This window comes from Proteus faecis (assembly GCF_003144395.1).
Classification (GTDB): Bacteria; Pseudomonadota; Gammaproteobacteria; order Enterobacterales; family Enterobacteriaceae; genus Proteus; species Proteus faecis.
Genome location: NZ_PENZ01000045.1, coordinates 295,886 through 313,872 on the forward strand (window position 1 = coordinate 295,886; position 17,987 = coordinate 313,872).

Genomic DNA, 17,987 nt, shown 5'->3' on the forward strand with positions numbered 1-17,987 from the left:
AAATTGAATTAGGAATGTGATGAAATCACGTCGTGATCATAGGCTTAAAATTTAATTGTGATAAATTAGCGACAAATTTTTAAAGATGAGTAGAACAAATATGCGAAATCGCACGCTAAGTGATTTAGATCGTGTTGTTGCCCTGGGTGGTGGTCATGGCCTTGGACGTGTGCTTTCAGCACTCTCCTACTTAGGCTCTCGTCTGACTGGTATTGTTACAACAACAGACAATGGCGGTTCTACTGGCCGTATTCGCCGAGAAGAAGGGGGGATTGCGTGGGGAGATATGCGCAATTGCATTAATCAGTTAATTACTGAACCTTCCGTGGCTTCTGCGATGTTTGAATACCGTTTTTCGGGTACAGGTGAATTAGCAGGACATAACTTAGGTAATCTAATGCTTAAAGCTCTCGATAACTTAAGTGTTCGACCTTTAGAAGCCATTAACCTTATCCGTGGGTTATTAAGAGTGAATGCTCACCTTATTCCGATGTCTGAACAAGCTGTTGACCTTATGGCGATAGATGACCAAGGAAATGAAATTTATGGTGAGGTCAATGTTGATATTTTACCGAAGATCCCCAAAAAACTTGATCTCTATCCTAAAGTACCCACTACACGCGAAGCCATTGAAGCGATTGAACAAGCAGATTTGATTTTGATCGGTCCTGGTAGCTTTTTTACCAGTTTAATGCCTCTATTATTACTGCCAGAGCTTGCACAAGCATTGCGCCGTAGCAGTGCAACCACAATTTATATTGGTAATTTAGGCAAAGAGCTAAGCCCTGCAGCTGCCAGTATGACGATATCTGATAAAATCGCTATGATGGAAAATTATATTGGTTTACAAACGATAGATGCCGTGATCATTAGCCCCGAAACACAATATGAATCGATGAAAGGTCGATTAATTGTACAAGCTCAATTGGAAGCCAAAGATATTCCTTATCGTCACGATCGCCATCTATTAAGCAAAGCTATTGAGTTAACATTGCAGCAATTAGGGCAACGTAATGCATCACCTCGAGCTGTTAAATAGTATTTAACCATCTACTTTCATAAAAAACCGCATCGGCAAACAGCAAATGCGGTTTTTTTGTTGGTAAAAACACAATATCACTATTGGTCTTCAACGAATTATTAGCTATTAAGTTGCTTTAATGTAATACGCTGGCTAATCACTTCTTCAATTTCGTCAAGTGTCATTGGTACATCATTTTTCATCAAACCAAGGCCTGCCACAGTGCGAGAAAACGACATTAAATCTAACGGAGGTAACTCCATGATCCAATTCTCTTCTGTTGCCAGCGTATCTTCTGCATTCAGAATATTTTGTATCACATCCGTAAAAGCTTGATGTGAAGAGACCCAATCTTGATCGCCACTTGCCCAAAACCAACGAGTAGCAATAAAGTTTCTCCACATATCTTCCCAACCATCATAGATCCGACGCAGCATTGATGCGCTCATTAATGACCATGTTTGGGCTTCTTGTTGAGTAATATAACCTTGCTGGCAACCTTCTAAACAGAGCTTGTTAAAACGACAGAGATCCCAAATAAGGTATTTCACATTTTGGATATTCATACGATTTGTGCTCATCATATCGATTTGCCATAAACGCTCATTTTTATCATGTTCAGTTAACTCAGAAAGTAAGATATCATTTTTTAATGACTGAACATCGTCTTCTTTGCCATTCAAAATTTGGTCACGTAACTGATAAAAATCATTCGTGTGACCTTGAGTAAGCAACCAAAAGAGTTGATAGACTAAATCCCAACGGTCGTTAATTCCCCAGCCTGCTGATAATCCACCATCATCTTTGCCTTGAGCATATTCGTTATATGCCCACTCATTCATTACGGCATAAGGCGCTGCAACATATAGACCCCATTCGTTGGGTAACAACTGATCTGCCGTATTTTCTACTTTAGATAAAATGGGCTCCTGCCCTGCTGTTGATGATTTTTGCAACTCACTATCTTGTACAGCAAATTTGCGTAGCCATTTAAAAAGTATAATAAGAAGAATAACACCAAGAATTACTCCAGCAGAGCTAGGAAACCCTGCATAAACATAACCACTCATTCACTGTCCTTAATGTCTTTTTATCTTTGTAAATAATTGACGCTTTGTTTGTGGTGATATTTAAACAGTTGCACGCCATTAAGGGAATATCAAAAAAAGCAAAAAATGGAAGATAGAAGGTAAAAAGGGATAATCCCTTAAAAAATACGGATATCCCTTTATCGTTTTGTGACCTTAATTTCGCTAACTAAGAGTTCGCAATAAATTGAGCACGTAAAGCTTGCAATTTATCACGCGTACTCGCCGCTTTCTCAAATTCAAGATCTTTTGCATATTGATACATTTCGGCTTCTAAACGTTGGATCTCTTTTTCCAATTCAGCCGTTGATAACAACGGATAATTTTCATGAATATCTGTTGCTTTATGCCCTTTCTTATTGCGCCCTTGCGTAGGTTGACCAATCTTAAGAATATCACCCACTTTTTTATTTAATCCTTTAGGCACAATGCCATGCTCAAGATTAAACTGTTGCTGTTTCTCACGACGGCGCTCAGTTTCACTTATCGCTTTTGCCATTGAATCAGTAATTTTATCACCATATAAAATCGCTTTACCTTCAAGGTTACGTGCAGCACGACCAATTGTCTGAATCAATGAACGCTCTGAACGTAAGAAGCCCTCTTTATCAGCATCTAAAATCGCCACTAAAGAGACTTCTGGCATATCTAAACCTTCTCGAAGTAAGTTGATCCCCACCAATACATCAAACTCACCTAAGCGCAAATCACGAATAATTTCGACACGTTCAACAGTATCAATGTCAGAGTGTAAATAGCGAACTCGTTCACCATGCTCTTCAAGATATTCGGTTAAGTCTTCAGCCATTCGTTTTGTCAGTGTTGTCACTAGTACACGTTCATTTTTTGCCGCACGAATACGAATTTCAGACAGTAAATCATCGACTTGCGTAGCAACAGGTCGCACCTCAACAACCGGGTCAAGTAAACCTGTTGGTCTTACAACTTGCTCAACAATTTCATCACCCGATTTTTCAAGTTCATATTTACCCGGTGTCGCTGAAACATAAATCGTTTGTGGGGCTAACGCCTCAAACTCTTCAAAACGTAATGGACGGTTATCAAGCGCGGAAGGCAAACGGAAACCATATTCAACTAAGGTTTCTTTACGCGAACGGTCACCTTTATACATTCCACCAATTTGAGGAATAGTAACGTGTGATTCATCAATCACTAATAAACCATTAGCGGGGAGGTAATCAAACAGGGTTGGTGGTGGCTCACCGGGGCCTCTACCAGATAAATAGCGTGAATAGTTTTCGATACCAGAGCAATACCCCAACTCATTCATCATTTCGAGATCAAATTGAGTACGCTGTGTCACACGTTGCTCTTCAACCAGTTTATCGTTAGCTAAAAGCACTTTGCGTCTGTCTGCAAGCTCTTCTTTGATTTTCTCCATCGCCTCAAGAATACGTTCACGAGGTGTAACATAGTGCGTTTTAGGATAAACAGTAAAACGAGGCACATTGTAGTGAATTTGTCCCGTTAAAGGATCAAACAGTGAAAGGCGTTCGACTTCTTCATCAAATAGCTCAACACGTAATGCATAATCATCAGATTCAGCCGGAAAGATATCAATCACCTCACCACGTACGCGAAATGTCCCGCGCTGAAAGGCTTGATCGTTGCGAGTATATTGTAAATCAGCAAGACGACGTAAAATGGCACGTTGGTCGATTATCATGCCGTTAGTCAGATGAAGCATCATTTTTAAATAGCTATCAGGATCACCTAAACCGTAGATAGCAGAAACTGATGATACGACAATAACATCTTTACGTTCTAGCAAAGCTTTAGTCGCAGATAGGCGCATTTGCTCAATATGTTCGTTAACAGAGGCATCTTTTTCAATAAAGGTATCAGAGCTTGGAACATACGCTTCAGGCTGATAATAATCATAATAAGAAACAAAGTATTCCACTGCATTTTCAGGGAAAAACTCTTTCATCTCACTATAAAGCTGAGCTGCCAATGTTTTATTCGGCGCCAACACCATAGTTGGACGATTTAGATTGGCAATTACATTGGCAATCGTAAAGGTTTTACCTGAGCCCGTTACCCCTAAAAGAGTTTGATGAGCAAGACCATCATCTAACCCTTCACAGAGTGAGGCAATAGCGGCGGGTTGATCCCCCCCCGGTTTAAATTCAGAATGCAGTTTGAAATCTTTGCTCATATTTTCTTCTCCTCGCTGACACTCCTTATGATACTGGATAAAAATCCAGCTTCAATCTCTATCTCACAAAATTTATCTGAATAAATTAGCATAAGTTATCCCCAGTTTTGGAACTGGATTTTTTTCAAAAAGGCAACCCCCTTTTTTGCGAATTATTCCAAGAGGCTCACCAATACCACTCCCTCTATTGATTTTATTTAATTAATTGATATATAAGAATTAAAAATAAAAGTTGAGAATAACACCAATCTTTAGCAATGCCTTGTATTCTCTCTATTCAGCGTATTTTTATAATGGTAATACACAAGGTTATCCACAGGAATAGTGGATAACTGCACAAAGTTGTTATCTCTCGGTAGGTTACGTCTTTTTTTCTACCTTAAAATATCCCTAAAAATTGACTAAATTTATTTTTTTTATTTTTTTATTGGTATAAAAAATAGACTTTTATAATTTACTTAATAACCACCTATCAACTTAGTTTTAAACAGGAAAGATCAAGGTAAGAAGTAAAATTATGCTCTTTTACTTCGTTTAAATAGGGTATTTTGCCTAAGAATGGTGCGTTAATATGCTGTTTTAATGTTGCCAAATATTCTTTTTGATATCGCCCCGCAGGTTCAACTTCATTTGCAACCCAGCCAGCCAATGTTAAACCAGACTGAATAATTGCTTGTTGCGTTAATAACGCATGATTAATGCACCCCAATTTAACACCCACAGTCAAAATAACAGGTAGCTTTTCATTGATAACCCAATCAGAGAAAAAATAGTTTTCTGACAGTGGGGTAAACCAACCACCAGCACCTTCGACTAAAACCCAATCAGCTTGTTGCTTTAAATAAGACAAACCTTCTGACATCACATTAAAATCAATAGGCTGTTTTATTTCTTGGCTAACAATATGTGGTGATGTTGGCGTTTCAAAACAGTAAGGATTAACGCGATGATAATCTAACTGTACCGTACTGAATTTTTGCAAAGTAAGTGCATCTGAATTACGTAATCCTTCATTTAACCACTCACTTCCTGACGCCACGGGTTTATAGCCTGCAGTTTGAAACCCAAGTTGCGCCGCACATTGTAATAGAGCACTACTGACTACAGTTTTACCCACTTCTGTATCTGTACCCGTCAAAAAATATGTTTTAGCCATGTGACACCTTAACCATAACAAGTTGATAAGTAAGTAAATATTTACCAAATTCTCTTTTCCATACATTTTCTAATCCACGAAATTTCTGTCGTGTCATCAACCCTTTTTGTCGATCCCCTTGCACAAAATTGGCGCCAACTCCCTTCAAAGAAGCAAAAAGTGCATGTAATGAATCATATCGTTCAGTGACCGTTTCAAGAGACAATTGGTAATGAAAACCACAACACGCTCTCTTAATATCGTGAAGTGATAAAAAAGGATTTACATGAGAATGTTGATCAAGAGATTGCCAAGCCTCTCTAACTTCTTGTAATGTCAACGTAGTCAGTGTTGAGAAATAAAGCGCACCTTTTGCATTGACTGCGTTCATTAATGTTTTAATCGCACCAGATAAATCATCACACCATTGCATCGCTAAATTACTAAATACAATGTCCACACTTTGTGGTGCAATCGCGCAATGCTCGATATCACTTTGTAAGTAACCATCAGCTCGCTGTTGTTGTTTTGCCACTTGTAGCATGGTGTGTGACAGATCAAGTGCAATAACAAACTTATCTTGTTGTTTCCACTTTTGACTGAAATATCCTGTTCCACATCCTGCATCTAACACGATATGACCACTATCATGACGTGCTAAATCCATTAATTTATTACCGCTATAGCGCTGAATATTGGCGTGATTATCGTAATGAACAGCCGCTTTACCAAATGTTTGAGCTATACGTTGTTTATCTGTTTTGACTGAAGAAAGCATGAAGCGTCTCGATTAACAGCTTAATATCTGAAAGATGATGGCGAGTGGTTAACGTTATTCGTAAACGTGCACTTTGAGGAGGTACCGTAGGAGGAAAGATGGCCTTTACCCAGAGCCCTTTAGATTGCAGATAATCTGAAAGTGTTTGGCACAATTGTTCATCACCAATAATTAATGGCTGAATAGCCGTTTCTGAAGGTAATAATTTAACGGGTAGTGAAATTACACCTTGGCGAAAAGTATTGATTAATTGTTGAAGATATTCCCGTTCCTTATCTGCTTGCTTAATAACATTTAGAGCTGAGTTTAAAGCAATAACTTGTGCTGGTGGCATTGATGTACTGTAAATAAGATGGCGAGCATATTGTTCAAAAAACTCTGCTGTCGGCTTGTTACAAAGCACTGCCGCCCCACTGATACCAAAAGCTTTACCAAAAGTGGCTACCAGTATTTCAGGTTTAATACCCGCTTCATCACAACTACCTCGACCTTCTTTACCTAAAACACCCATGCCATGCGCATCATCAACCATTAACCATGCCTGATGTTTTTGGCTTATTGTTGCTATTTCTCTTAATGGCGCTTTATCCCCATCCATACTAAATACCCCTTCTGTTACCACAAGGGTTTTATTAGCTAATGTTTTACTGAGTCTTTGAGATAAAGAGTCAGGAGAATTGTGTAAAAATCGCCATAATGTCGCGGGTGATAATACAGCGGCTTCCATTAGAGAAGCATGACAAAGTTTATCTGCAATAATGGCATCTTCTTTTTCAAGTAATGCCGATATCACACCTTGATTAGCACTATAACCGGATGAAAATAACAGCGCATTATCGTAACCTAACCAATCTGCAAGATGCTGTTCTAATTGCGCATGAGCTTGTGTAAATCCTGTAATATGCCCTGAACCACCGCTACCTACACCGTACTTATCAGCACCTTGCTGCCATGCTTTAATGACATCTTCATGTTGGCTAATACCTAAATAATCATTGCCTGAAAAATTAAGGTACTTTTCGCCCGCTATTGTGATCAAAAAACGTCCATTAGCTTGTTTGATCACTTGGCGCTTTCGCCATAATGGCGTATTTCTACGCACATTAAGTTGTTCAGCTAAATAGTTTTTCCAGCTCATTACAGTGCCGCATTATAAAATTGTTCAGTGTCTTTATTGGCAACCGCTTGCATCAAAGCTTCTTCTTGCTGATTGTCGCCCATAGATACCGCTAATCGTTCAGGGTTTAAACCTAACTTACGGAATAATTGGTGATCTTTATCTTCAGTTGGATTAGTTGTCGTTAATAATTTACAACCATAGAAAATAGAGTTCGCCCCAGCCATAAAGCAGAACGCTTGTGTTTGTTCACTCATTTGCTCACGACCAGCAGAAAGACGCACATAAGAGCGTGGCATCATGATGCGGGCAACGGCGATAGTACGAATAAAATCAAACGGGTCGACATCTTCATTATCAGCCAATGGCGTACCTTTGATTTTGGCTAACATATTAATAGGCACACTTTCAGGAGGCTGCGGTAAATTCGCTAATTGCACTAACATTGCTGCACGATCTTTAACTTCTTCGCCTAATCCTAAAATTCCGCCGGAGCACACTTTAATACCGGCATTACGCACTTTATCAAGCGTATCTAAACGATCTTGATAGGTACGTGTTGTCACAATACTGCCGTAAAATTCAGGGGAGGTGTCAAGGTTATGATTATAAAAATCTAGCCCTGCATCTGCTAATCGGTTAGCTTGTGAATCATCTAATTTGCCAAGTGTCATGCAGGTTTCCATACCCAGTGCTTTAACTTCTTTTACCATTTGCTCAAGGTAAGGCATATCTCGCTCATGCGGGTTTTTCCATGCTGCTCCCATACAAAAACGTGTTGAACCTGCTGCTTTTGCTTTTTTTGCCGATTCAATTACTTGCTGCACTTCCATTAATCGCTCTTTTTCTAATCCTGTTTTATACCGCGCGCTTTGGGCACAATATTTACAATCTTCAGGACAAGCGCCTGTTTTAATAGAGAGCAACGTACTCACTTGAATTTGTGAAGGATCAAAATGTTGACGATGAACTTGTTGTGCCTGAAAAACTAAATCTAAAAATGGCATATCAAACAGTGCCCTGGCTTCTTTTAATGTCCAACGTTTTAGTGCGCTCACAATACAATCTCCTGTTTAAAAGTGATTGCCAGTTTAAATAATAGGGTTATCATGTCAACTAAAATTGATCACCATTGGTTTACATGATTAAGTGAAAAATATAATGACATCTGAAGATATCGCTTTCGATTTACGCCATATTTGGCATCCATACACGTCGATGAGTAATCCGTTACCTGCTTACCCTATCGTCAGTGCAAAAGGCGTTGAATTAGTCTTGGCTGATGGCAGAAAACTGATTGATGGAATGTCTTCATGGTGGGCTGCAATTCATGGTTATAATCACCCAGAACTTAATAATGCCGTTACAACACAACTCAGTAATATGTCTCATGTGATGTTTGGTGGCATTACTCATCCACCAGCAGTATCACTTTGTCGAAAATTATTAGCGATAACACCAGCGCCTCTGGAATGCATATTTCTAGCAGATTCTGGCTCGGTTGCTGTTGAAGTTGCGCTGAAAATGGCGTTGCAATTTTGGCAAGCTAAAGGTGAAAAACGCCAACGTATTGTGGCATTAAAACAAGGCTATCATGGTGACACATTTGGTGCCATGTCTGTGTGTGATCCGGATAACTCCATGCACAGTCTTTACAAAGGTTATCTGCCTAATCATCTCTTCGTGGATGCCCCTAAAACAGGTTTTTATGAAGAGTGGGATCCGGCTGATATCCACTCATTACGCTCAACGTTAGAGCAACATCATCAAGAAATTGCGGCCGTGATGCTTGAGCCCATTGTTCAAGGTGCAGGAGGAATGCGAATTTATCATCCTGAATATTTGAAACAGGCTAGAGCGTTATGTGATGAGTTTGATGTGTTATTAATTGCTGATGAAATTGCCACAGGATTTGGCAGAACAGGCAAACTTTTTGCCTGTGAACATGCAGGAATATCGCCAGATATAATGTGTGTAGGTAAAGCATTAACGGGTGGTTACATGACTTTATCATCCACCTTAACAACGCGTCATATTGCCGAAACCATCAGTCAAGGCGATGCGGGTTGCTTTATGCATGGCCCAACCTATATGGGAAATCCACTCGCTTGTGCTGTTGCTGATGCCAGTTTATCTCTATTAGCAAAAGGCGATTGGGTAAACCAAGTTGCAAACATTGAAAAACAACTAAAACATGAGCTATTACCATTAAAACAGGCTAAAAGTGTCAAAGATGTGCGGGTTTTAGGTGCGATTGGTGTGGTCGAAATGAACGAGCCAGTCAATATGGCAAAATTACAAAAAATCTTTGTTGATGAAGGGGTCTGGATCAGACCTTTTGGTAAGCTAATTTATATCATGCCACCCTTTATTATGTCATCAGAAAGCCTAACTAAACTTACTCAATCAATTGAAAAAGTAGTTAATCTTTAATAAGCCAAACAATGCGCTAACCTCTAGTGAGAAACTATTTTCACTAGAGGTTAAAAGTGAGATTTATTTAGTGACAACCGTTACCCACATTGCACCTTTTCCAACAGGATACTGTGCTAATTCTGTTAAGGCTCCCGTATATTTATCAATACGAGAAACTGAAGCAAAATCTGATTTTTGACCACAAGAAATCAGATAACTTCCTGTATTATCAAGATTAAAGCCACGAGGCTGTATTTGTGTTGGGTAATAACCCACAGGTTGCAGATGGTCGCCCGTCTCTGAAATTGTCATTGCACAAATAAAGCTTTCAGAGCGTTCACTTGCATAAAGAAAACGACCATCAGCGGTAATATGAATATCTGATGCCCAACGAGTACTGTTAAATGTTTCAGGAACAATATCAACCGTTTGCATTAAACGATATAAATCGCCCATACGACAATAAACATTGATTGTCGCATCCAATTCATTAAGGCAATAAAACACATTACCATTAGGATGAAATGCCATATGGCGAGGCCCTGCATTTTGCGCTGTTGTCAGCGATTCAGTACCTGCTTCTGTTAAACGCCCATCTTCTGATAAATTAAATAAACGAATATGATCTTCACCTAAACAAGGCACAATCAGTTGTTTATTATTCCAATCAATATTAGAGGAGTGAGGTTTATCTAGTCCTTCAATAATTTGGATTGGTGATTGAGGGATCCCCTTATCATTAATAGGTAAAACTGCCAAATTGCCTTGATGATAAGAAGGTACAAATAAGAAACGCCCTGTTTTATCTAAGCACAAATGAACAGGAGTACTTGGAATAGAAGTGATAGCTTTTTGCTCTAACTGGCCATCGACAGCAATCGCAAATGTCACCACACTAAAATGAGGACGAATACCTACATAAAGGTATTTTCCATCTGCACTTGCAATCATCGGTTGTACTTGCCCTGCAACCTCAACAACCTGCAATAAATCCATTTCACCTTCAGTGTTTAATGCATAAACATGGATTTGTTGACTCTCTGGGCTTGCTACGTAGACTACCTGTTTCATCCCTTCTCCTTAAAACTGATTACCCATTGATTTATAAAGAATAATAGAAAAACCAACAATAACCTGTCACGATTAAGCTAGTTTATCTTTTATTGGTTAACGTGTAACATCAACAACATTGCATCTTAATACTATCAAGGGGCTTATTTATGTCATATCGCGTTATTGCATTGGATCTTGATGGCACACTGCTTGATGACCAAAAACGTATCCTGCCAGAATCTTTAGAAGCACTCAATCTTGCAAGAAAAGCAGGTGTTAAAGTTTTAATTGTAACAGGTCGTCATCATGTTGCTATCCATCCATTCTATCAAGCACTCGATCTTGACACCCCTGCAATCTGCTGTAATGGAACTTACCTTTATGACTATATTGGTAAAAAGGTCCTGGAATCTGATCCATTAACCACACAAGAAACCAGAGCAGTATTAGATCTCGTTAAACAAACCGATGTACACCATTTAGTTTATGCTGACGATGCAATGATGTATGACCAACTAACTGCAACAGTACAACGCACACTTAATTGGGCCGATACCCTTCCCATCGCACAGCGCCCCAATCTCGTTAAAGTCGATGATTTTTATCAAGCAATGCATGATGTTAATGCCATTTGGAAAATTGCCACTACAACGCCTGATCACGATGAACTACACGCATTAGTTGAGAAAATTGAACAACAAGTCGGCTTAGAGTGTGAATGGTCTTGGGTTGATCAAGTTGATATCGCTAAAAAAGGCAATAGTAAAGGCCGTCGTTTACAACGTTGGGTGGAAGCAAATGGTATGAAGATGAGTGATGTTATTGCTTTCGGTGATAATTTTAATGATCTGAGCATGTTAGAACATGTTGGTTTAGGGGTTGCAATGGGTAATGCTTCCGATGAAGTAAAAGCACGCGCTAAAATGGTCACTAAAGTGAATTCACAACCAGGTATCGCAGAAACTATCCATAAATATATTCTGTCTTAATCTCATTTCTATATTGAGCCCAAAACAAAACCTCATCAAAGATGAGGTTTTTTATCAATAAATATAACTAATAAATTATAGATGACGACTTAGCGAAAGACTCTTTATCTGAGCATAAAGCCATTGCCCTTCTTGAATATTCAATTCATCTTTCGCCCAAGGAGTGATCCTCGCCCATAAATAATTGCCATCATTGACAAGCTTTACATCAACTTGACCATCATTTTTTATGGTTTCAACCACTTTCATATGCAAAATATTACGAATACTACTATTGGATGGACGAGTCGTTGTTAATGACACATCAGAAGCATCAATACGCACACGCACATCACGACCGATTTTTGTTTCAATTTGAGGTAACCACAACACTTGATTACCAAAAGCCGTTGCAGTCATATCGTAATGGCTATGGTGTTCGACTACCATTACATTAGCGATACTGCTTAATGTCTCTTTTTGTAACCAAGGGCGTAATGCACTACTTGCCCACACATCTTCCAGCTTACCTGTCGCCTTGATCTTTCCTGCATCCATCACAATGACGTTATCTGCAAGTCGAATAATTTCATCAAGACTATGGCTCACATACAAAATAGGAATTTGTACATCTTGTGAGAGTTTTTCTAAATAAGGTAATAACTCACGTTTACGAGGTAAATCCAGTGAGGCTAAAGGCTCATCCATTAGCATAATATCTGGAGCAGTGAGCAATGCACGGCCGATAGCAACACGTTGCTTTTCACCACCTGATAAGGTGATAGGAAAACGTGAAAGTAAATGTTCGATACCTAACAAATGAATAATGCGATCAAACTGCACTTTCATTGTCGGTGACATACCGTAAAGCAAATTTCCTCTTACCGTGTAATGAGGAAACAGTCGGGCATCTTGGAATACATAGCCCACTTTACGTTTTTCAGGCGGCAGATAAATTTTCTTTTCAGTATCAACCAGTGTGTGATTATTTAATACAATTCGCCCTGAATCGGGTTTGGTTAAACCACCAATCACATTAATCAGTGAAGTTTTACCCGCCCCAGATAAACCAAAGACGGCAGTAATACTTTCTGTTGGCAGTTCAGTATTGATTTCCAGACGCAGTGATCCTAACGTCTGTTTAAAATTCATCTCTAACATACGCCCCCCAGTCTTTTACGGCCCCAACGAGTTAGCCACTCAGAAGCCATTAAAGAGACGAGCGCCAAAATAATTGCAATCACACATAAACGAGCGGCATCCATTTCCGCACCCGGTGTTTCAATCAAGGTATACATTGCCAGAGGTATGGTTCTTGTTTCCCCCGGAATATTGGAGACGAAAGTGATCGTTGCGCCAAATTCTCCCAATGAGCGCGCAAATGCCAACACAATTCCTGCGATGATCCCTGGCATAGACAAAGGTAATGTTATGGTAAAAAAGACACGCAACGGTGAAGCACCTAAAGTTCTCGCTGCTTGTTCCATACGTTGATCAACAGCTTCTAATGCTAATCTGATCGCTCTTACCATCAGTGGAAATGCAACCACTGCGGATGCAAGTGCCGCACCTCGCCAACTAAAGGTAAAACTAAAACCAAACCAGTCATACAACCATTCACCAATAAATCCACGTCTTCCCATACTGATCAGTAAAAGATAACCGACCACAACGGGAGGTAGAACTAAAGGTAAATGAATAATGCTATCAAGCAATGATTTACCGGGAAAACGTACCCTAACTAAAAGCCAAGCCATAAAAATACCAAAAGGTAGACTAATAATAACTGCAACAGTCGATACCTTAAGACTTAGTATGATGGCTTGCCATTCGTATTCACTTAACATCTCCAAAAGTATAATTCCTACAGTGGACTAAAGCCGTATTTCTTAAAAATTTCTGCGGCTTGAGGTGTTTTCAGATAGTCATAAAAATCACGAACTGCTTTATTGTCATGACCTTTTACAACTGCCATTGGATACTCAACAGGTTTGTGGCTATCAGCTGGGAATACGCCGACCACTTTCACTTTATTACTCGCAACCGCATCAGAACCGTATACAATACCTAATGGTGCTTCATCACGTTCAACTAACGCCATACCACTACGTACGTTATTAGTTCGAGCCATTTCTGGACTTACTGTATTCCATGCACCTAAATATTCTAATGATTCTTTTGCATAGATACCAACTGGCACATGGTCCGGATCGCCAACAGCAAGTTTTCCACCATTAAGTAAGGATTTCCATTTGGTTTCCTTATTTATAACAACGTCATTTAATTTGCTATCTTTAGGGGCAATGAGTACTAAATCATTACCTAATAGTGTATGACGTGAATCTGCAACCATTAAATCTTTATCGATTACGTAATCCATCCACTGCTGATCTGCTGAAATAAACAGATTTGCAGGTGCACCTTGCTCTATTTGACGAGCCAATGTTGAAGAAGATGCATAAGATGCAACCACTTCAGTTTTCTTTTCTTGTTTATATTGTGCCGAAATTTCATTAAGAGCATTGGTAAGAGAAGCGGCAGCAAATACCGTTACTTTTTCCGATGCAAAACTTTGACTCACTAAAGCAAAAGAGATAACCGCACCAGCAAGTAACTTACCTGATAATTTTTTCATGTTCTAATTCCACTTAAATTAAAGGATAACCACGCTGTATATATCAAGATACAACGTAAAATGAAAGAATTAGATGTGAGAAACTGGTTATATATCAATAAATATAACCATTAAGAAGAAACAGAAAATAGAGATAGAGAAATTTACATACTCTAAATAATTCAAGTCACAGCTAGGCGACAAGAGAATGACTCACTAGTAGCATACATGAATATGTGACTAGTGCGAAAGAACGCAGTCAACAACGCTGTGGCTTGAAGTATGACGAGTACGAGTATAAAAAAATAGCCCTTTAATAATAAAGGGCTATTCTAAATCAGGGGGGGGAGATTTTATGATTTTTTATCTGCTTTTGGCTGACTTGGTGAAATCAGGTTAAACACTTCACCTAAACCATAAATGATGCCCATAATGAGTACCATTACAACAGGTACCATCAAGAGAGCGAACCCTAAACTTTTCAATAATTCAAGCATGATAACCTCTTTATCATGGTATATTCGGAAAGCCAGAGTTGGCATTTCTTCACGAATAACGAATAATAACGCTATAGTTGTATATATTCTAGAGAATTATCGCTTTGTGTCGGCACAAAAAATGCGATAAACACACAAAAAAAGAAGAAGCCTATCATTATGCAAGCAGAAATATTATTAACACTTAAACTTCAAGATAAGCTCTTTGCCGATCCTCGTCGTGTTGCATTATTAAAACAGATCAAAGCGACAGGTTCTATTAGCCAAGGGGCAAAAATGGCAGGCATTAGCTATAAAAGTGCTTGGGATGCCATTAATGAAATGAATCAACTCGCAGACGAACTTCTTGTTGATAGAGCAACAGGTGGCAAAGGCGGCGGTGGTGCAACTCTTACTCATTATTGTGAACGCTTACTTCAACTTTACGATCTACTAGGTCAAATTCAGCAAAAAGCCTTTGATGTATTAAAAGACGATTCACTCCCTCTTGATAGCTTATTAGCAGCTATTTCTCGCTTTTCATTACAAACGAGTGCTAGAAACCAATTTTTCGGTACCATTATTGAACGTGATAACCTGCAAGTTCAACAGCATGTTAATGTGCAACTTGCAGATAAAAAAACGACTATTCGTGCTGCTTTAACAGAAAAAAGTGCAGATCGCTTAGGCCTGAAAAAAGGCAAAGAAGTACTGATCTTAATTAAAGCCCCATGGGTTAATATTGAAAAAGGGACTTCTTTAGCACAACAATATGACAATGCCCTTTCAGGCACGTTGACTCAAATTGAAACAGGCAATGAAAACAGCGAACTAGTGGTAACATTAGAAGGTGGACAAGAAGTGTGTGCCACCTGTTCTAATCAGCATGTTAAAGAGCAAAATTTGCATATTAATGACAATGTAACGGCTTTATTTAATGCCGATCAGGTGATTGTCGCCACACTGTGTTAATTATTAGCATGGTTGCTTTTTATTAAACAATAAAACCATCACTTGCTAATTATTTTAATAAATAATATTAAGTGATGGTTTTTAGTTTAGAAAAATATTTTTATTAAAGAATAAACAATTAAAATTATTTATTCTGAATACATGCGAGTAAAATAATCGCTAATTTTATTGTTATCAAGCAATCTATCTTTGGTAAAATCAAGACTATCAGAGACTACAATATATTTTCTTAATTCTTCTGGAATATCTTTTATCGTTGCATAAATAGTTGGAACAATAAAGCGAAAATAGTCACCCATTTTGGTTTCACCTTCATAACCAATAGGATAATCTTCTCCTATAGATTGCCCCTCTAATGCTTCAAAATAAAACATTCCCATTTTAGTTGCTAACTCAGCATCACAATTTTTTTTATTTTCTAACCTAAAGTTAAAGTTATTAATTATTTCTTGTTTATTTTTATATCTTTTATATACCCAGCTAGAATATAGATCTATAAAATACTCACCTTTTTTATTTACATCATTACTATATTTTTCAGATTCGCAATCGATATATTCACATAAATCATTAAGTGATTCTTTTATATTATTTATTTTTAATATGCATTTAGGTAACCATCCATACCCATTATTTAGCATCATTGAAATACATCCATTTTTATCCATAGCAATCCATGAATGATTTCTTGCTTGACCAGGATACCAGTTTATATCAAGTAACAGTCCCATATATGCTCCCTAGTACTATTTATCTAAAAAAACTTTAATACAATTTTTACATGTATCAACAAATGCTTCTTCTGGCATAGTTGATAAATCATACCCGTAAGCTTTTCTGGGGCGATATGCCTGAGAAATTCGAATATCTTGAGGTTTGATCCCTTTTCGAATCAACTGATCTGCTGCTAATACCTCACCACATCCTCCTACAATATTATCACAGTGTACTGTTTTTGTTCCGACTTTAGCATCGCCTAATTTATTTTTTAATAGAATCACAGTATCTTTATGAAGCATTTCTATTTTAATGTCAGAACCAACACTTCCTCTTACTATAATAGTTCCTGTTTTAATATCATATGCAGCTACCATTGTTGCAATATCTTTAGCTTTACTCTTTGAAGATATTTTATTAATTTCCTCTATTACACGTTTATTTGCTGCTATTAATAATTTTTCTTGTTCTACTATCGGTTTTATAGCAGTAATATTTAATTTACCCGACGTCATTAAAGACTTTGAGCTATTAGCTAACATGCTAGAGAAAGCTTTAGTACTTTCTTCTGAACTTGCTAACACTTTATACCCGCTGCCAAAAGTGACGCCTGCTATTGCTGCTTCCGGAGCCGATATTCCCGCAATATTAATACCTAGCTGATTAGCACAATAAACCCAGTTAGTTTTACATGTATTAAATGCAACTTGAGCAATAGCGATAAGTTCCGGTGTTGCTGCAATAACTGTATGACCAGCAATAAAACTTACACTTCCTCCTAAGCCAAGAGCGATTGCAACCATTCCTGCATTTTGTCGATTGACAACTCTTTATGCTGCTGCAACATCTCCTTTCGAAGCAGCGATCATATCCTTATTATTTTCTAAAGCTAAGTTAGAAAGCATATGCTCACTATAATTATGCCGATAAACTAATTCCGCAGAATTAGCCGCAGAAAATACGCCCTCAGGCTTACGAGTCACAATAGCGCCTGTCAGTGCACCAATTAATTTAGTGAGCTGTGTTTGACCTTCATTGCCATGCATTGCCTCTTGAATTAATGCAACTTGTCTGTCAGTTTCATTTAAATAACTAGGCTCAAATAATTTACTTTGTAGCGATATCGCCGCTATCTCTGCCGCCAAGGCGCCTGCTACAGCTCCTGTAACACTGCCTCCTGCAATTTCTGCACTAATACCTGCTACGACGCCATGACTTAAAACCTTTCCTGCATGTCCTAATACCGCACCGTTATCACCAATTAAGTTGGCGCCTTCTGCGTGAAATTGACTGCCAATATTGCTTAATAGCGCGGTTTTAAAATTATCAATAAAACTACCGCCTTGAATGGCAGTACCGAGGGTTGAACTGACAACTGAATGCGAGGCGACACGCTGTGCAACTTGATCCCATGTTGCGTTATCAGTAAGCAATAACTTGCTTGTTGAGGGTAA

At 38.5% G+C, this 17,987-nt stretch carries 18 protein-coding genes; 4 read left to right on the forward strand and 14 right to left on the reverse strand.

Annotated features, from left to right (window positions below; all coding sequences use genetic code 11):
• The first annotated feature begins 100 nt into the window (after positions 1-100).
• Positions 101-1,039, forward strand: coding sequence for a uridine diphosphate-N-acetylglucosamine-binding protein YvcK (yvcK, locus tag DK858_RS15145; protein ID WP_109398115.1), 939 nt, complete (start codon positions 101-103; stop codon positions 1,037-1,039).
• A 101-nt stretch (positions 1,040-1,140) separates the two neighbouring features.
• Here the strand turns inward: yvcK and DK858_RS15150 are convergent, their stop codons facing one another.
• From DK858_RS15150 to bioB, 6 genes are all read right to left on the reverse strand, one after another.
• A complete protein-coding gene (locus DK858_RS15150) occupies positions 1,141-2,091 on the reverse strand; it encodes a DUF1266 domain-containing protein (protein ID WP_109398116.1) in 951 nt (316 codons plus the stop codon).
• Positions 2,092-2,278: 187 nt separating this feature from the next.
• Complete coding sequence (gene uvrB, locus DK858_RS15155) at positions 2,279-4,288, reverse strand: excinuclease ABC subunit UvrB (protein ID WP_109398117.1); 2,010 nt, start codon at positions 4,286-4,288, stop codon at positions 2,279-2,281.
• Positions 4,289-4,760: 472 nt separating this feature from the next.
• The gene (bioD, locus tag DK858_RS15160; protein WP_109398118.1) at positions 4,761-5,444 is read right to left on the reverse strand and encodes a dethiobiotin synthase; all 684 of its coding nucleotides are present in this window, start codon (positions 5,442-5,444) and stop codon (positions 4,761-4,763) included.
• The gene (gene bioC, locus DK858_RS15165) at positions 5,437-6,201 is read right to left on the reverse strand and encodes a malonyl-ACP O-methyltransferase BioC (protein ID WP_109398119.1); all 765 of its coding nucleotides are present in this window, start codon (positions 6,199-6,201) and stop codon (positions 5,437-5,439) included. Before bioC ends, bioD begins: the two co-directional genes overlap by 8 nt.
• Positions 6,176-7,339, reverse strand: coding sequence for an 8-amino-7-oxononanoate synthase (bioF, locus tag DK858_RS15170; protein ID WP_109398120.1), 1,164 nt, complete (start codon positions 7,337-7,339; stop codon positions 6,176-6,178). Before bioF ends, bioC begins: the two co-directional genes overlap by 26 nt.
• Positions 7,339-8,376, reverse strand: coding sequence for a biotin synthase BioB (gene bioB / locus DK858_RS15175; RefSeq protein WP_036912109.1), 1,038 nt, complete (start codon positions 8,374-8,376; stop codon positions 7,339-7,341). Before bioB ends, bioF begins: the two co-directional genes overlap by 1 nt.
• Positions 8,377-8,479: 103 nt before the next feature.
• On the opposite strand from bioB, the gene bioA reads away from it, so the two are divergent.
• Positions 8,480-9,751 (forward strand): adenosylmethionine--8-amino-7-oxononanoate transaminase, encoded by a 1,272-nt coding sequence (gene bioA, locus DK858_RS15180; RefSeq protein ID WP_109398121.1) that lies wholly within the window; start codon positions 8,480-8,482, stop codon positions 9,749-9,751.
• A gap of 63 nt (positions 9,752-9,814) precedes the next feature.
• On the opposite strand, the gene pgl is transcribed toward bioA, so the two are convergent.
• The gene (gene pgl, locus DK858_RS15185) at positions 9,815-10,804 is read right to left on the reverse strand and encodes a 6-phosphogluconolactonase (RefSeq protein WP_109398122.1); all 990 of its coding nucleotides are present in this window, start codon (positions 10,802-10,804) and stop codon (positions 9,815-9,817) included.
• Between the two features lie 149 nt (positions 10,805-10,953).
• On the opposite strand from pgl, the gene DK858_RS15190 reads away from it, so the two are divergent.
• Positions 10,954-11,775 (forward strand): pyridoxal phosphatase, encoded by an 822-nt coding sequence (locus DK858_RS15190; protein WP_109398123.1) that lies wholly within the window; start codon positions 10,954-10,956, stop codon positions 11,773-11,775.
• A 75-nt stretch (positions 11,776-11,850) separates the two neighbouring features.
• Here the strand turns inward: DK858_RS15190 and modC are convergent, their stop codons facing one another.
• The 4 genes from modC to DK858_RS15210 form a co-directional block, all read right to left on the reverse strand.
• Positions 11,851-12,915, reverse strand: coding sequence for a molybdenum ABC transporter ATP-binding protein ModC (gene modC, locus DK858_RS15195; protein ID WP_109398124.1), 1,065 nt, complete (start codon positions 12,913-12,915; stop codon positions 11,851-11,853).
• Positions 12,909-13,601 carry a molybdate ABC transporter permease subunit gene (modB, locus tag DK858_RS15200; protein WP_006537607.1) on the reverse strand — a complete coding sequence of 231 codons (693 nt, stop codon included), beginning with the start codon at positions 13,599-13,601 and terminating at the stop codon, positions 12,909-12,911. Before modB ends, modC begins: the two co-directional genes overlap by 7 nt.
• Before the next feature lie 17 nt (positions 13,602-13,618).
• Positions 13,619-14,389: a molybdate ABC transporter substrate-binding protein gene (modA, locus tag DK858_RS15205; RefSeq protein ID WP_109398125.1), complete on the reverse strand. Its 771-nt coding sequence runs from the start codon at positions 14,387-14,389 to the stop codon at positions 13,619-13,621.
• Between the two features lie 332 nt (positions 14,390-14,721).
• On the reverse strand, positions 14,722-14,865 hold the full coding sequence (locus DK858_RS15210; protein ID WP_071788544.1) for an AcrZ family multidrug efflux pump-associated protein: 144 nt from the start codon (positions 14,863-14,865) through the stop codon (positions 14,722-14,724).
• A gap of 159 nt (positions 14,866-15,024) precedes the next feature.
• On the opposite strand from DK858_RS15210, the gene modE reads away from it, so the two are divergent.
• The gene (modE, locus tag DK858_RS15215; RefSeq protein ID WP_109398126.1) at positions 15,025-15,816 is read left to right on the forward strand and encodes a molybdenum-dependent transcriptional regulator; all 792 of its coding nucleotides are present in this window, start codon (positions 15,025-15,027) and stop codon (positions 15,814-15,816) included.
• Between the two features lie 128 nt (positions 15,817-15,944).
• Here the strand turns inward: modE and DK858_RS15220 are convergent, their stop codons facing one another.
• From DK858_RS15220 to DK858_RS18380, 3 genes are read right to left on the reverse strand one after another with little or no spacing between them, the layout of a single operon-like run.
• Entirely contained in the window at positions 15,945-16,547 is a 603-nt protein-coding gene (locus DK858_RS15220) for a hypothetical protein (protein ID WP_072062904.1), read from the reverse strand.
• Positions 16,548-16,562: 15 nt separating this feature from the next.
• Positions 16,563-17,336 carry a hypothetical protein gene (locus tag DK858_RS18190; RefSeq protein ID WP_194294857.1) on the reverse strand — a complete coding sequence of 258 codons (774 nt, stop codon included), beginning with the start codon at positions 17,334-17,336 and terminating at the stop codon, positions 16,563-16,565.
• Positions 17,337-17,363: 27 nt separating this feature from the next.
• The gene (locus DK858_RS18380; protein ID WP_267128369.1) at positions 17,364-17,966 is read right to left on the reverse strand and encodes a DUF637 domain-containing protein; all 603 of its coding nucleotides are present in this window, start codon (positions 17,964-17,966) and stop codon (positions 17,364-17,366) included.
• Positions 17,967-17,987 lie beyond the last annotated feature (21 nt).

Bases quoted from the DNA above. Each gene is read 5' to 3' on its own strand.
- modE (WP_109398126.1), top strand. From the start codon at position 15,025: ATGCAAGCAGAAATATTATTAACACTTAAACTTCAAGATAAGCTCTTT.
- DK858_RS18190 (WP_194294857.1), bottom strand. From the start codon at position 17,336: ATGGTTGCAATCGCTCTTGGCTTAGGAGGAAGTGTAAGTTTTATTGCT.
- modC (WP_109398124.1), bottom strand. From the start codon at position 12,915: ATGTTAGAGATGAATTTTAAACAGACGTTAGGATCACTGCGTCTGGAA.
- modA (WP_109398125.1), bottom strand. From the start codon at position 14,389: ATGAAAAAATTATCAGGTAAGTTACTTGCTGGTGCGGTTATCTCTTTT.
- pgl (WP_109398122.1), bottom strand. From the start codon at position 10,804: ATGAAACAGGTAGTCTACGTAGCAAGCCCAGAGAGTCAACAAATCCAT.
- DK858_RS15220 (WP_072062904.1), bottom strand. From the start codon at position 16,547: ATGGGACTGTTACTTGATATAAACTGGTATCCTGGTCAAGCAAGAAAT.
- modB (WP_006537607.1), bottom strand. From the start codon at position 13,601: ATGTTAAGTGAATACGAATGGCAAGCCATCATACTAAGTCTTAAGGTA.
- DK858_RS15190 (WP_109398123.1), top strand. From the start codon at position 10,954: ATGTCATATCGCGTTATTGCATTGGATCTTGATGGCACACTGCTTGAT.
- yvcK (WP_109398115.1), top strand. From the start codon at position 101: ATGCGAAATCGCACGCTAAGTGATTTAGATCGTGTTGTTGCCCTGGGT.
- bioD (WP_109398118.1), bottom strand. From the start codon at position 5,444: ATGGCTAAAACATATTTTTTGACGGGTACAGATACAGAAGTGGGTAAA.
- bioA (WP_109398121.1), top strand. From the start codon at position 8,480: ATGACATCTGAAGATATCGCTTTCGATTTACGCCATATTTGGCATCCA.
- DK858_RS15150 (WP_109398116.1), bottom strand. From the start codon at position 2,091: ATGAGTGGTTATGTTTATGCAGGGTTTCCTAGCTCTGCTGGAGTAATT.
- DK858_RS15210 (WP_071788544.1), bottom strand. From the start codon at position 14,865: ATGCTTGAATTATTGAAAAGTTTAGGGTTCGCTCTCTTGATGGTACCT.
- uvrB (WP_109398117.1), bottom strand. From the start codon at position 4,288: ATGAGCAAAGATTTCAAACTGCATTCTGAATTTAAACCGGGGGGGGAT.
- bioC (WP_109398119.1), bottom strand. From the start codon at position 6,201: ATGCTTTCTTCAGTCAAAACAGATAAACAACGTATAGCTCAAACATTT.
- bioF (WP_109398120.1), bottom strand. From the start codon at position 7,339: ATGAGCTGGAAAAACTATTTAGCTGAACAACTTAATGTGCGTAGAAAT.